General features: G+C 56.4%; 5 protein-coding genes, 3 tRNA genes and 2 rRNA genes. All 10 read right to left on the reverse strand.

The window, feature by feature from the left end:
- Positions 1-71: 71 nt before the first annotated feature.
- A 23S ribosomal RNA gene (locus tag GBK02_RS14135) occupies positions 72-2,951 on the reverse strand.
- Between the two features lie 208 nt (positions 2,952-3,159).
- Positions 3,160-3,235 (reverse strand) — tRNA-Ala (locus tag GBK02_RS14140).
- A gap of 12 nt (positions 3,236-3,247) precedes the next feature.
- A tRNA-Ile gene (locus GBK02_RS14145) sits at positions 3,248-3,324 on the reverse strand.
- 60 nt (positions 3,325-3,384) lie between these two features.
- Positions 3,385-4,922: ribosomal RNA gene (locus tag GBK02_RS14150) — 16S ribosomal RNA — on the reverse strand.
- Together the 16S and 23S rRNA genes with 2 tRNA genes alongside form the textbook arrangement of a ribosomal RNA operon.
- Before the next feature lie 399 nt (positions 4,923-5,321).
- Entirely contained in the window at positions 5,322-6,308 is a 987-nt protein-coding gene (locus GBK02_RS14155; RefSeq protein WP_203467262.1) for a ParB/RepB/Spo0J family partition protein, read from the reverse strand.
- An 8-nt stretch (positions 6,309-6,316) separates the two neighbouring features.
- Positions 6,317-6,392 (reverse strand) — tRNA-Met (locus GBK02_RS14160).
- Between the two features lie 67 nt (positions 6,393-6,459).
- Entirely contained in the window at positions 6,460-8,949 is a 2,490-nt protein-coding gene (locus GBK02_RS14165) for a tetratricopeptide repeat protein (RefSeq protein ID WP_203467263.1), read from the reverse strand.
- Positions 8,950-8,973: 24 nt separating this feature from the next.
- Entirely contained in the window at positions 8,974-10,311 is a 1,338-nt protein-coding gene (locus GBK02_RS14170) for an HlyD family type I secretion periplasmic adaptor subunit (RefSeq protein WP_239003042.1), read from the reverse strand.
- The gene (locus GBK02_RS14175) at positions 10,308-12,452 is read right to left on the reverse strand and encodes a peptidase domain-containing ABC transporter (RefSeq protein WP_203467265.1); all 2,145 of its coding nucleotides are present in this window, start codon (positions 12,450-12,452) and stop codon (positions 10,308-10,310) included. Before GBK02_RS14175 ends, GBK02_RS14170 begins: the two co-directional genes overlap by 4 nt.
- On the reverse strand, positions 12,442-14,697 hold the full coding sequence (locus GBK02_RS14180) for an SPOR domain-containing protein (protein ID WP_203467266.1): 2,256 nt from the start codon (positions 14,695-14,697) through the stop codon (positions 12,442-12,444). Before GBK02_RS14180 ends, GBK02_RS14175 begins: the two co-directional genes overlap by 11 nt.
- Between the last annotated feature and the right edge of the window lie 72 nt (positions 14,698-14,769).

Genomic DNA, 14,769 nt, shown 5'->3' on the forward strand with positions numbered 1-14,769 from the left:
TAGCGCCAAGCCAAATTGGGAGGAAGGTTGTTTTGTTGTGACTGCGGATTTGCTTGTATAAACAAGGTTATAGGATCAAGCCTTACGGGCAATTAGTATCAGTTAGCTTAACGCATTACTGCGCTTCCACACCTGACCTATCAACGTCGTGGTCTTCGACGACCCTTCAAGGAGTTCAAGACTCCGGGAAATCTTATCTTAAGGCGAGTTTCACGCTTAGATGCTTTCAGCGTTTATCTCTTCCGAACATAGCTACCCGGCGATACGACTGGCGTCATAACCGGTACACCAGAGGTTCGTCCACTCCGGTCCTCTCGTACTAGGAGCAGCCCCCTTCAAATTTCCAGCGCCCACGGCAGATAGGGACCAAACTGTCTCACGACGTTTTAAACCCAGCTCACGTACCACTTTAAATGGCGAACAGCCATACCCTTGGGACCGGCTACAGCCCCAGGATGTGATGAGCCGACATCGAGGTGCCAAACACCGCCGTCGATATGAACTCTTGGGCGGTATCAGCCTGTTATCCCCAGAGTACCTTTTATCCGTTGAGCGATGGCCCTTCCATACAGAACCACCGGATCACTATGACCTGCTTTCGCACCTGCTCGACTTGTGGGTCTCGCAGTCAAGCACGCTTTTGCCATTGCACTTTATGGGCGATGTCCGACCGCCCTAAGCGTACCTTCGTACTCCTCCGTTACCTTTTGGGAGGAGACCGCCCCAGTCAAACTGCCCACCATGCACGGTCCCCGATCCGGATTCACGGATCAAGGTTAGAACCTCAAACAAACCAGGGTGGTATTTCAAGGTCGGCTCCACCGAGACTAGCGTCCCGGTTTCACAGCCTCCCACCTATCCTACACAGACCGGTTCAAAGTCCAATGCAAAGCTACAGTAAAGGTTCATGGGGTCTTTCCGTCTTGCCGCGGGGAGATTGCATCTTCACAAACATTTCAACTTCGCTGAGTCTCAGGAGGAGACAGTGTGGCCATCGTTACGCCATTCGTGCAGGTCGGAACTTACCCGACAAGGAATTTCGCTACCTTAGGACCGTTATAGTTACGGCCGCCGTTTACCGGGGCTTCGATCAAGAGCTTGCACCCCATCAATTAACCTTCCGGCACCGGGCAGGCGTCACACCCTATACGTCCACTTTCGTGTTTGCAGAGTGCTGTGTTTTTATTAAACAGTCGCAGCCACCATTTCACTGCAACCCCATCGGGCTTTCGGCGCGAGGCCTTATACCCTACCGGGGCACACCTTCTCCCGAAGTTACGGTGTTAATTTGCCGAGTTCCTTCTCCTGAGTTCTCTCAAGCGCCTTAGAATTTTCATCCTGCCCACCTGTGTCGGTTTGCGGTACGGTCAATTCTAGACTGAAGCTTAGTGGCTTTTCCTGGAAGCTTGGTATCAATCACTTCAGTGCCGTAGCACCTCGTCGTCACGCCTCAGATAATTCCCGCGGATTTGCCTACGGGACACTCCTACACGCTTAAACCACCTATTCCAACAGATGGCTGACCTAACCTTCTCCGTCCCCACATCGCATCTAGAATCGGTACAGGAATATTGACCTGTTTCCCATCGACTACGCATTTCTGCCTCGCCTTAGGGGCCGACTCACCCTACGCCGATGAACGTTGCGTAGGAAACCTTGGGCTTTCGGCGAGGGAGCTTTTCACTCCCTTTATCGCTACTCATGTCAGCATTCGCACTTCTGATATCTCCAGCAACCTTCTCAAGTCACCTTCACAGACCTACAGAACGCTCCCCTACCATATCTTTCGATATCCGCAGCTTCGGTGCATGGTTTGAGCCCCGTTACATCTTCCGCGCAGGACGACTCGACTAGTGAGCTATTACGCTTTCTTTAAAGGATGGCTGCTTCTAAGCCAACCTCCTAGCTGTCTATGCCTTCCCACTTCGTTTCCCACTTAACCATGTCTTGGGGACCTTAGCTGGCGGTCTGGGTTGTTTCCCTCTTGACAATGGACGTTAGCACCCACTGTCTGTCTGCCTTGCTCGCACTTTACGGTATTCAGAGTTTGCCATGGTTTGGTAAGTCGCGATGACCCCCTAGCCATAACAGTGCTTTACCCCCGTAAGTGATACAAGACGCACTACCTAAATAGTTTTCGGGGAGAACCAGCTATTTCCGGATTTGTTTAGCCTTTCACCCCTATCCACAGCTCATCCCCTAACTTTTCAACGTTAGTGGGTTCGGACCTCCAGTACCTGTTACGGCACCTTCATCCTGGCCATGGATAGATCATCCGGTTTCGGGTCTACGCCGTGCTACTAAACGCCCTTATCAGACTCGCTTTCGCTACGCCTCCCCTATTCGGTTAAGCTCGCAACACAACGTAAGTCGCTGACCCATTATACAAAAGGTACGCAGTCACCCCACAAGGAGGCTCCCACTGTTTGTATGCATGCGGTTTCAGGTTCTATTTCACTCCCCTCCCGGGGTTCTTTTCGCCTTTCCCTCACGGTACTGGTTCACTATCGGTCGATCACGAGTATTTAGCCTTGGAGGATGGTCCCCCCATGTTCAGACAAGGTTTCACGTGCCCCGCCCTACTTTTCGCTAACTTAGTACCACGGATCTGTTTTCGAATACGGGGCTATCACCCACTACGGCCGGACTTTCCATTCCGTTCTTCTAACAGTTCCGCTATCACTAGCAGGCTCTTCCCCGTTCGCTCGCCACTACTAGGGGAATCTCGGTTGATTTCTTTTCCTCCGGCTACTTAGATGTTTCAGTTCACCGGGTTCGCTTCAATATCCTATGTATTCAGATAAAGATGACCATTGCTGGCCGGGTTTCCCCATTCGGATATCGGGGGATCAAAGCTTCATTGCCAGCTCCCCCCGCTTTTCGCAGGCTTGCACGTCCTTCATCGCCTGTGATCGCCAAGGCATCCACCACATGCACTTAGTCGCTTGATCCTATAACCTTGTCCTCTCTCGCGAGAGCGGCTACAGGCAAATCTTTGTGCGACCGTTATCCCGACTAAGAAATAACGATCGATGCAATCACAACGTACTGCCAATGCCTCATCAGCATCAGCAATACAACCTTCTTCCAATTTGTTAAAGAGCGTGGCATTTCGTTTCCAAAAGCCAAAGATAAACACCCATGCTTATCTTTAGGTTTTGGTGGAGGATAACGGGATCGAACCGTTGACCCCCTGCTTGCAAAGCAGGTGCTCTCCCAGCTGAGCTAATCCCCCGTGTTTAGACGTTGGTGGGTCTGGTTGGAATCGAACCAACGACCCCCGCCTTATCAAGACGGTGCTCTAACCGACTGAGCTACAGACCCTCGTCTGTTGCCACTACTGAACAACCGATAGGTTGTGGGTGCCAGAGATGCTTTCTCTAGAAAGGAGGTGATCCAGCCGCAGGTTCCCCTACGGCTACCTTGTTACGACTTCACCCCAGTCACGAACCCCGCCGTGGTAAGCGCCCCCCTTGCGGTTAGGCTACCTACTTCTGGCGGAACCCGCTCCCATGGTGTGACGGGCGGTGTGTACAAGACCCGGGAACGTATTCACCGCGACATGCTGATCCGCGATTACTAGCGATTCCGACTTCACGCAGGCGAGTTGCAGCCTACGATCCGGACTACGATCGGCTTTCTGGGATTGGCTCCACCTCGCGGCTTGGCAACCCTCTGTACCGACCATTGTATGACGTGTGAAGCCCTACCCATAAGGGCCATGAGGACTTGACGTCATCCCCACCTTCCTCCGGTTTGTCACCGGCAGTCTCGTTAAAGTGCCCAACTAAATGATGGCAATTAACGACAAGGGTTGCGCTCGTTGCGGGACTTAACCCAACATCTCACGACACGAGCTGACGACAGCCATGCAGCACCTGTGTTCCAGCTCCCTTTCGGGCACTCCCAAATCTCTTCGGGATTCTGAACATGTCAAGGGTAGGTAAGGTTTTTCGCGTTGCATCGAATTAATCCACATCATCCACCGCTTGTGCGGGTCCCCGTCAATTCCTTTGAGTTTTAACCTTGCGGCCGTACTCCCCAGGCGGTCAACTTCACGCGTTAGCTCCGGTACTAAATGGTTTTACCCACCCAACACCTAGTTGACATCGTTTAGGGCGTGGACTACCAGGGTATCTAATCCTGTTTGCTCCCCACGCTTTCGTGCATGAGCGTCAGTATCGACCCAGGGGGCTGCCTTCGCCATTGGTGTTCCTCCACATCTCTACGCATTTCACTGCTACACGTGGAATTCCACCCCCCTCTGCCGTACTCTAGCCTTCCAGTCACAAGCGCAGTTCCCAGGTTGAGCCCGGGGATTTCACGCCTGTCTTAAAAAACCGCCTGCGCACGCTTTACGCCCAGTAATTCCGATTAACGCTCGCACCCTACGTATTACCGCGGCTGCTGGCACGTAGTTAGCCGGTGCTTCTTATTCCGGTACCATCATCCACACAGGGTATTAGCCCATGCGATTTTTTCCCGGCCGAAAGAGCTTTACAACCCGAAGGCCTTCTTCACTCACGCGGCATGGCTGGATCAGGGTTGCCCCCATTGTCCAAAATTCCCCACTGCTGCCTCCCGTAGGAGTCTGGACCGTGTCTCAGTTCCAGTGTGGCGGATCATCCTCTCAGACCCGCTACAGATCGTCGCCTTGGTGAGCCTTTACCTCACCAACTAGCTAATCTGATATCAGCCGCTCAATCAGCGCAAGGCCCGAAGGTCCCCTGCTTTCCTGCTCACAGAATATGCGGTATTAGCGTAACTTTCGCTACGTTATCCCCCACTGAAAGGTACGTTCCGATACATTACTCACCCGTTCGCCACTCGTCAGCGGAGCAAGCTCCCTGTTACCGTTCGACTTGCATGTGTAAGGCATGCCGCCAGCGTTCAATCTGAGCCAGGATCAAACTCTTCAGTTCAATCCAAAACACTCGCAATTCACTGACGGTAGAATTTTTACTTCTACCTCGATGGATCTCTCCATCCGTGTGATTGCCTTAATACTTTTTTGCGACTTGCGTCGCTTCGCATCAAGGCACCCACACCTATCGGTTGTTCAAATTTTTAAAGATCGCTACCGCGCCGTTTCTTTCGATTCGTCTGCAGCAGAGAAGCGAGATTATGAAGCACTTCCTACATCTCGTCAAGCACTTTCTCACTTCTTTTTTCCTACCAACTTCTTCTTCCCTTCCGCCGGAAACCCCGGCAGCAGCGAAGAGGGCGAATTATATACACACTAAAATCGCAGTCAACTACTTTGTGCAAACAATCCGATTTTTTTGCCCTCTATATATATGCACACTCATGCAGCCGAAAAATCAGAGGGTTTTCATCGCCAGAAACTCATCCACCAACCTGGCAAGAACATCTTCCTCATCCTCTGTGGTCAAGCCAAGTATTTCAGCCACCATTTTCACTTTGCCCGCATTGATTCGACGCCGCGCTGGATTGATCGGCTGCACATTACTGAAAAGCTCAACTGCGACATCGACTTCACCATCCCGCACCACCTCTTCACGAACTTCTTTGGATGCGGTCTTTTTCCTTGATCGCGCCCCTTCCCCAAGCAGAACATCATCAATCACTTGGCGCGACAATTTTTCCCCTGCAGGTAGCTGTTCCGCCTTGGCAATCAGACTCTCGGCCTTCGCTTCATTTTTTTGCGCCAACTTTTCCAGGCGGATAGCAGCCCCCGTACCCGATATCCGCCCCTCCTCCAGCAGCGCATTAACCTTCGGCGAAAGGTTGGCAGCAGCAGTCGCCTGGACCAGCCAGGCTTTTTTGCGCCCGAACACCTCGGCTGCATCACTTTCCTGCTCGAAACCGTCAACAATCCGCTGAATGGCCCTTGATGAATCGCGAGACTCAAGCGGGACTCGCAAACCACTACCCATGTTCTCGAACACCTGGATTGCCAACAGCTCATCCGCCTGACAGGCATGAATCACCACCGGAACCGACTTCTCACCCGCAAGAATGGCTGCACGGCGCCGCCGCTCACCGACAATCACTACATGACGTCCAGTGGCATCTGCCGGCTGAACGACGAGTGGGTGAATGACCCCATGGCGCCGAATCGACGTTGCCAGCATCTCAAGCGCCGCCTCATCGACATGGCGGCGCGGGTGATCAGAATGCGGATCAAGCAGACCAACATCGATCATTTGAAAAACAGGAATGGTGTCCTTAAAAGACATGGCAGCTCCACCGCAGGTTTGCTCAAATTCGGAATTTTTTAGCCAGCCGACAAAAACCGAGCCAAAAACAAAAAAAGGACCAACAGCACAAGGCGGTTGATCCTTCATCGGTCTTTTGGTTGCGGGAGCAGGACTTGAACCTGCGACCTTCGGGTTATGAGCCCGACGAGCTGCCAACTGCTCCATCCCGCGTCCGTCAGAGCTCGCTATTATGGGTTACTACTTGGGGGAACGCAAGAACAATATGAATTGACGCAAATTAACGATGCCCCTGCCCCGCTTTAAGTTGCGCAATCCGGCGCGTAATTTGCTCAGCCCGACGCTTTCCATCCTTGAGTTGCTGGCCACTCATCAAAACCTCGGCGTGCTCACGATTTGCTTGCGCAGCCTCATTGCCTGCTGCGGCTGCCGCAGCAAACCAGGCATAGGCTTCCGCCAGGTCGACTGTTCCAAGCCTGCCCGTTGCATGCGCCAGGCCCAAGCGGGTTTGAGCAATCGGGATGCCCTGCTCTGCCACCTTCTCAAGCCACACCACAGCCTCCACATAGTTCTGCGGAACGCCCTGGCCTTTTTCGAGCATCAACGCCAAGTTGTATTGCGACTCCACGTCGCCTTGCTCAGCAGCCTTGCGCCACCAATGAACCGCCTCGTCATGATTTTGCATGCCACCAGCCCCCGTGGACAGCAGCACGGCAAGTGCTGCCTGGGCTGGCGGAAAGCCTGCCTGCGCCGACTGACGATACCAGCGGACTGCCTGCCCGAAATCCTGCGTCTGGCCTTTCTCGCCATCCACAAAAATTTTCCCGAGTGCCCATTGGGCTTTTGGATCACCAGCCTCAGCAGCCCGCATGCACCACTCAAAACTGTTCTCATCCTCCTCGCCAAGCGCCTTCGCCCCTCCGGAAGTGCTCGTCAATGGGACAGCCAAGCTGCTCTCACCGGCCATGCTAGCGAAGAGTGCAGCCACAGCCTCCGGATCCCGGCGCGTCAACTCGGCCAATTTGGCCAACGCTGCTTTATGTCCCTGAGCTGCTGCCAGCAAATACCAGTTCAGCGACTCGGCATCGAGAAGGCCTCCCTCCCGGTCGACCAGCCAATCGGCCCAAAAATGCTGGCCCGCCGCAATCCCTTCTCCAGCCGCCTGCCGGAACCAGACATCCGCATCGGGCGATTTTTTTCTGGCGAGCAAAGCGAGCATCGCAACCATCGGCCGACTATCAATGGCTCGCTCCATGGCCCGCGCATACCACTGCTCGGCATGCCGGTCAGCGGTCGCCCCGCCACCTTTCTCAAATAATTGCCCCAAGTAAAGCTGGGCGTCGGAATCACCTTGTTCTGCAGCCTTCAGCCACCACGATGCAGCTTGCCGATTATCTTTCGGAACGCCTTCGCCTCGCGCATAAAGCGACCCCAAGACGCGCTGGGATTGCGCAAAACCTTGCTTGGCAGCAGACCGGTACCAGGCAACGGCCTGTTCCAGATTGTCGGGTACATCACGTTGCGCCATATAGGCATCGGCAACCGCATGCTGCGCCTCAAGCGATCCTTTTTCTGCAGCAAGCATGTACCAGAACAGTGACTCCTGAAGATTTTGCCCGGTTCCCTGCCCTGTCGCGAGACGATGACCGATGCGGCACTGGGCATCGGTCACCCCTTCCTCAGCTGCCCGGCGGTACCACTGCGTCGTCATGCTTACGGACTCGCGGTCGAGCAGTTGCGCGAGAGCCATCAGCGCCCCGGCCTCACCTTGCTGACTGGCTGCCAGTAAATAGCCGAGCGCCTTGTCAAAGTCGGGCTCAAAACCAAGCCCACCAGCATAAAGCTTGCCGAGCGCAAGTTGCGCCTCGGGATTGCCATGTTCGGCCGCTCGCTGATACATCTCAACGGCAAGGATCGGACGCTCGTCCTCATACAAACGAGCGAGGCGCAACTGGGCGCGCAAATCCCCTTGGTCTGCGGCCTTCAAATACCAGTTTTCTGCCGTCAGCGGGTCGGCAGCAACACCGAGCCCCTGCTCGTACATCGCCCCCAGCTGGTATTGAGCCTCGCCATCCCCCTGCTCGGCCGCCCGACTCAACCAGGAAACAGCCTGACGGTTATCCTTGGCAACGCCTTCGCCACGCGCGTACATCAAACCCAACTGGGACTGGGCGGCAGCAAATCCCTGGCGTGCGGCCTTGCGGTACCAGGCGACTGCCTGCGCCAGGTCCTGCACCACGCCTTTACCGCTTTGGTACTGCGTTCCAATGATGTATTGGGCGGAAGGGGCGCCATTTTCTGCCGCCTTCTGGTACCAGTCAGCAGCCCGTCCCTGATCAGCCCCGCTCCCTGAAGCCAGACGGGCGCCCACCATCAACTGGGCTTCAACGACACCTTTTTCGGCCGCTTTTTCGAAGCAGCTATTGGCAAAATCCTCTTGCGGGACGCTCAGCATCTGGCCGAGCTTGAACAAGGCGCGTGAGTTGCCTCGCTCCGAAGCTTTCAGATACCACGAGAGCGCCTCGCGAATGTCGCGGTCAACCCCTTGCCCCATGGCATATTTGCCGGCCAGGATGTATTGCGCGGCAGAAACGCCCTTATCGGCAGCCTTGCGATACCAATGTAGTGCCTGATTGAAATCCTGCTCGACACCAACGCCATTCGCATACATCAAACCCAGGCTGTACTGTGCCTTGCCTTGTCCGGCCTCAGCGGCTCGCCGAGTTTCCCGGAAGGCTTCGTGATCTTTGCTGGCAGGCTGAAAACTCACGGGAAGACCGTAGCAGACTGAAGATCAGGGTTCGCGAACCGACTCATCGAGTGCCCGGACCAGCGGCCAGATGAGGTAGGAAATGATCGATCGCTTGCCGACAACGATTTCTGCGGTCAACGTCATGCCAGGCAGCAATCTGGCCTGCTCCGGCATCTTGCGTAAACGTGTCTGGCTCAAACGGACCCGGCTCGTATAGAAAGCTTCCATACCGGAGGAAGGGTCGGCTTCACGCCGGAATGCATCTTCGCTAATCGTGCTCAAAGCCCCCTCCAGCCCACCGTGACGCTGGAATGGATAAGCATCGAGTTTGACATGCGCGGCATCGCCCACCTTGATATAGCCAATATCAGCCGAATCAATTTTGACTTCGGCCTCCAGGTCGCCGCCAATCGGCACCAGCGTAAACATCGGCTCGGCCGCCCTGGCCACGGAGCCCGTCGACAATTTGGCAATTTCGAGCACAACCGCATCAGCCGGTGAATTCAGAACAACCAGTTGATTTCTCTTATCCGCTTTTTGCAACTGCTCGACGACATTACCGCGCTCACGCGAAATGGCCAGCAACTCTTCCATGATTTTCTGGCGCCAGCCGGTTTCGAAGGAGACCTTTTCTGCCTCCAGCGCCCCCAACTCCTTGCGCAATTCCTGCGCCCGATTTTGTGCCCCCTGCATGTTTCGCTCGGCATCGATCAAGCGGTCCTGAGCCTCCAGCAGACGGGCGCGAACGGCATATTTCTGGGCGACCAGCTCGCTCTGCATCGACTCCATGTCACGCAGGACACGAACGCGCGAAGACAACCCCTGTTGCTCGCCGCGGTTGGTCTCGATTGCGGCGCGGACCCGGGCAATCGCTTCTTCGAAGCGTTTGCTCTGCGAACCGAAGCTCGCCCGGCGCTCTTCGGCCAGCCGGTTTTGCAGCAAGGTATCGGCATCCTTGACGTCGGCAACGACAATCGGCTTGCCGGACAGCTCAGCCTCAAGACGAGCCAACTGATTTTCCAGGCTATGCAAGCGCGAACGCAACTGGGTTTCATCCGCCTCGGTAAAGGTGGGATCCAGGGTTGCAAGACGCTCCCCCTTCTTGACCACTTGCCCGACCCGGACATTGATGCCTTGAATGATGGCCGTTTCTAGTGGCTGCACAATAATATTGGGCAAGGGCGTGATCAGCCGGCCACGCGCCGTAACGACAAGATCGGTTTCAGACAGCGAGGCCCAGAGCAAAAACGAAATCAGCGCGGCCAACAGAACGTGAACGGTGATCCGTGCCGAACGCGGCAGCGGTCGACGCTCAATTTCATCGGCATCCGGCAGGAATTCGATGGCCGTGTCTGCGGACTTGTCTTTTTTCGCGCTCACAGATGGCTTGTCTGCTGGTTCCATAGCTGTTGATAGGTTTCACAACGTCCCAGCAACTCCTGGTGCGTCCCGCAATCGGCCAGGTGGCCGCGCTGCATGACGAGAATTGCGTGGGCATTGACCAGGGTCGACAGACGGTGCGAAATCATCACCACGGTTCGACCAACGGCAATTTGTGAAAGATTCTTGATGAAGATGGCTTCGCTCTCGGGGTCCAGCGCGCTGGCCGCTTCGTCGAGAATGAGGATACGTGGTTTGGCGAGCAGCGAACGGGCAATCGACAGGCGCTGTTTCTGGCCGCCGCTCAGGTTCGAGGCATTTTCTTCGAGGATCGTGTCGTACCCTTGCGGCATCCGCTCGATAAACTCGTCGGCACCAGCGGCACGGGCAGCCGCCACGATCTCCTCGAACGAAGCATCCGGCTTGGTCATGGTCAGGTTTTCACGCACCGAACCACGGAACAGGAAGTTTTCCTGCAACACGACACCGACCTGACGACGCAAATGGGCCAAATCGATTTCCCGCGCATCCACCCCGTCGAAACGGATAATCCCTTCCTGGACCGGGTACAGCCCCTGGATCAGTTTGGTCAGCGTCGTCTTGCCCGAGCCGCTACGGCCGACAATACCAACCACGGCCCCCGGCGGAATGGTGAATTTGGCACGATCAAGCGCCGTCGCACTTGAACCGGGGTAACGGAAAGTCACATCATCGAACGAGATTTCGCCAACCAGTTGCGGACGCAACCCCGCCGCACCGCCACGCCCTTCGGAAGGCCGATTCATGACCTCGCCGAGCATGCGAACCGAGAGCGCCGTCTGCTGATATTCGTTGATCAGCCCGACAATCTGGATCAACGGATTGACGACCCGTCCGGACAGCATCTGGAAAGCAATCAGCACACCGACCGTCATCGTATGGTCGAAAACCCCTTGCGCACCAACGACAATGATCGTGATCGGCATCAATTTACCGAGAAAATCAGTAATGGCCGCACCTGTAATCGAAATCTGGCCGACCCTGAAATGGGTGGTGATCGCTTCGGCCGACAACTGGTCCCAGATTCGACGTTGGGTGGGTTCGATGGCCAGCGCCTTCACTGTCCGCATGCCATGCACGGTTTCAACCAGCAGCGACTGACGTTTGCCCTCCGCCGAATACAAGGCATCCAGCCGGCGCCGATAGGTCGGCAGCAAACCGGCGATGATCGCTGCGATCAGCAGGGTAAAACCGAGAACGATGGTGGCCAGCTTGACCGAATAGGCGAAAAGCAGCGGCAGAAATATCAGCAATGCCGAAGCATCGAGCGCCGTGAAGAACAAACGCCCGGTCAGAAAGTTGCGGATGCTTTCAAGTTGCTGCATGTGCCGGGTAACGACACCCGCCGAATTGGACTCGAAATAATCGATCGGCAAGGAAAGCAGCTTGCCGAAGGTCCGGCGCGTCAGTTGCATGTCGATCTTATTGGTCGCGGCAAGCAACAGGAACTGGCGCAGATAAACAAAGGTCGAGTCAAAAACCAGGGCGATGATCACCCCCACCGTCAGCACCCAGAGCGTCGAACTGCTCTGGTGAACCAGCACCTTGTCGATGACTGCCTGGAAAAACATCGGTGAAGCCAGGGCCAGCAGATTCATCGCAATGGCAGCCAGGGCGATGTCGCGGAAAGCCGATTTCTGCTTGAGAATTTCCGGGATGAACCAGCGCAGGCTGAACGGCTGCCCGGGGTCCGAAAGCGAATGCGTGCGCTTGATGAAAATGACTTCACCGTCCCAGCGACTGCAAAACTCGTTTTGTCCGAGCAGGATGACATCAGCCATGTCTGCTGTCGGGTCGAGCACGGCGACCTTCTTTTCACCTTCCTCGGTCCGCACACCGACCAGAATCATGCCGCTTCCTGCGGTCAACCTGAGCAGGATAGGAAAAACGCCTTCCTGAGCAAAGAGGCCATCCCAGGACAGCTTGTCGGCCTTGGCCTTGAGGCCGATCTCGGTTGCCATGCGTAGCAGCATCGCACCTTCCGGCTCTTCGTCGGCCAGCGCGTAATCATGAATCAGGCGATCTGGGCTGACCGCCAAGCCATGATGCTGTGCAATTGCCGCCAGACATTGAACGATGGTGTGAGGGAACTTATCGGACATCGTTGCCAGTCAGGTTGTCAGGTTGAACGGAAGCGGCATTATCGAGCAACGGCGAGACATCGATGCGACTGAGACGGCCATCGGCAGCAAAGACGGCCGGCACGACCAGGCCGCGGCGCGACTCCTGGCGCTCGATGGTACGCACCATGGCCTGCGCTTCCCGCTTGCTGCCAAAGGCGCCGGTGCGAACAGAAAAGCGCGGCTTGCCCGGGGTTTCGCCGGCATCGCAAACGTACGGCTCGTAGCCCAGCAACTGCCATTCGGCAAACGCCTTGGCGGCATTTTCAATGCTCGCGAAGACGCCCAACTGAATCGAAAAACGAGGAGCAAGCGCCGATGCCGCCGGTTTCGGGGCTACATCGGCTTTGGCAGGAACGGGAACGGCATCCCGGACGATTTCCGGCCGAGGTGCCGCAGGGGCGACAGGCGGCTCGATCACCGGTTCATTGATTTCTGCCTTGCCGGCAGGGTCGACCGCAACAGCAACGACAATCGCACTGGCACTTTCCTTCCGGCCGAGCTGCAGCGCCAGGCTGGCCGCATCGCGGCGCTGGGAAAACTCGCCGGTCCGCACACCGTACCAAGGACGACCTTCGGCATCGCGCAGCGGCGCAACATCAACATTCACCCCTCGTCCTTGCCAGTACTTACGCGACACTTCGGCATTTTCAGGACTTGAAAACGCACCCAGTTGAACAGCGTATTTCGGCTTGACCTTGCCTGCCTGACGCACATTTTCCGGGACAATTCTGGACACGGCCTCATCAGCCGACACTACAGGGGGAGCAGCCTCCGGCGGCTCGGGCAAAACCTGACTTTCCTGACCCAGCCGAACACTCAGCACATCGCTGATATCAACCTGTGCCGGTTGCCCGCTGGCATCGAGCAGCGTCGGAACCAGAACGGCCGGCGCTTCGTCTTTCCGGCGAATCAATTGCGCCGCATTGGCCGCATCCCGCCGTTGTGGGTAAACACCGGTTCTGACGGCGTACCACAAACGACCATCCGAACCACGCGTCTCTGCCACATAAACGTCGTAACCACGGAATTGCCAGACGGCGCTCGCAATCGCCGCATTCTCAAGATTGGAGAAGGCGGCCAGCTGGATCGTATGGGCAATGCGCTCCTTGCGATCACTACTCTCCTTGTCGACCGCAGCAACCTCGGAAACTGATGCCGCCGATTTGGCCGATACCGGCTCACTGCTAGCCGGCGGCTCGACTGGAGCGCTAACCGCAGCAGACGTCGGCGCGGTAGTCGCAGCCAGTACGTCAGCCGGAACCTCGTCACCCCGGGCATTGACGACGCGGCAACGCTCCTGATTAGCCAGCAGTTTTCCGCAAAAATCCTGGGCCTCAAGCGGCGAGGCAAAGCTGGCAACATAAAGTCGGTACCATGCCTCCTGCCCTTCGACACTGTCATCGATCCGGCCATTCAGCCGCGGACGAACCATGCGGCCATCCATTTCCTTCGGATAACGGCTGCGCAAATCGCGCCATGCGGCCCCCACCGTATTGCGGTGATACAGACCGGGCAATTCGACTTGCCAGAAACCCTGGGCACTGACACCCGCCAAGGGATTCAGATCATTGGTTGCGAGATCGACGCCATTCACGGAAAAAGCCTTTTCCGGCGGGTTGATCGCAGGTTTGGATGCTTCAAGCCGTCCGGTCAGCTCACCGACCGGACGCTTACCCTGGCCCGGCGTTGGAGGAGCCACCCGGACGCCGCCGCCCAAAGCCAGAAACAGAGCGGTGTAACCACGGTAATGCTCCATCTGCGAGCGCTGGAACTCATCAAGATAGCGGTGATAAGTTCGCTCCGACTCAAGCAAGGTCAGATGATCGGCGCCACCCATGGCATAGACTTTGGTATTGATTTCCCACGAACGGCGGGCCGCATCGGCAGCCTCGCGCTGCGCATCCAGCCGCTTGCCAGCCAGGCGAATCGTGGCCAGAGCACCTTCGACTTCGCGCATCGCCTGATAAATTGTCCGGGCGTAATTCTCGACCATTTCCTCATACATGGCCTCGCTGTACTTCTTCTCGCCCTCGCGCTTGCCGCCGTCAAAAATACTCGCCGTAACGCTGGCCACCGTGCTCCAGAAGAAAAACTTGGGCAGGAAAAACTGCGACAGCATGTTGCTGCTGTAGCCGCTTTGCGCCGAAAGGTCGACCGGCGGCAGGATACGGGTTCGCGCCACATCGATATCGGCATCGGCCGAAAGCAGCCTGGCTTCCGCCATGCGCACGTCGGGGCGACGGAGCAGCAGCGAAGACGGCAAGCTGCGTCGTGGTCAAGGCGGCCAACTGGCGGG

Origin of the sequence: Dechloromonas sp. TW-R-39-2 (assembly GCF_016864195.1) — a bacterium.
Lineage (GTDB): Bacteria > Pseudomonadota > Gammaproteobacteria > Burkholderiales > Rhodocyclaceae > Azonexus.

Coding starts and splice junctions, on each gene's coding strand:
- GBK02_RS14175 (WP_203467265.1), bottom strand. CDS start 12,452: ATGTCCGATAAGTTCCCTCACACCATCGTTCAATGTCTGGCGGCAATT.
- GBK02_RS14180 (WP_203467266.1), bottom strand. CDS start 14,697: ATGGCGGAAGCCAGGCTGCTTTCGGCCGATGCCGATATCGATGTGGCG.
- GBK02_RS14155 (WP_203467262.1), bottom strand. CDS start 6,308: ATGAAGGATCAACCGCCTTGTGCTGTTGGTCCTTTTTTTGTTTTTGGC.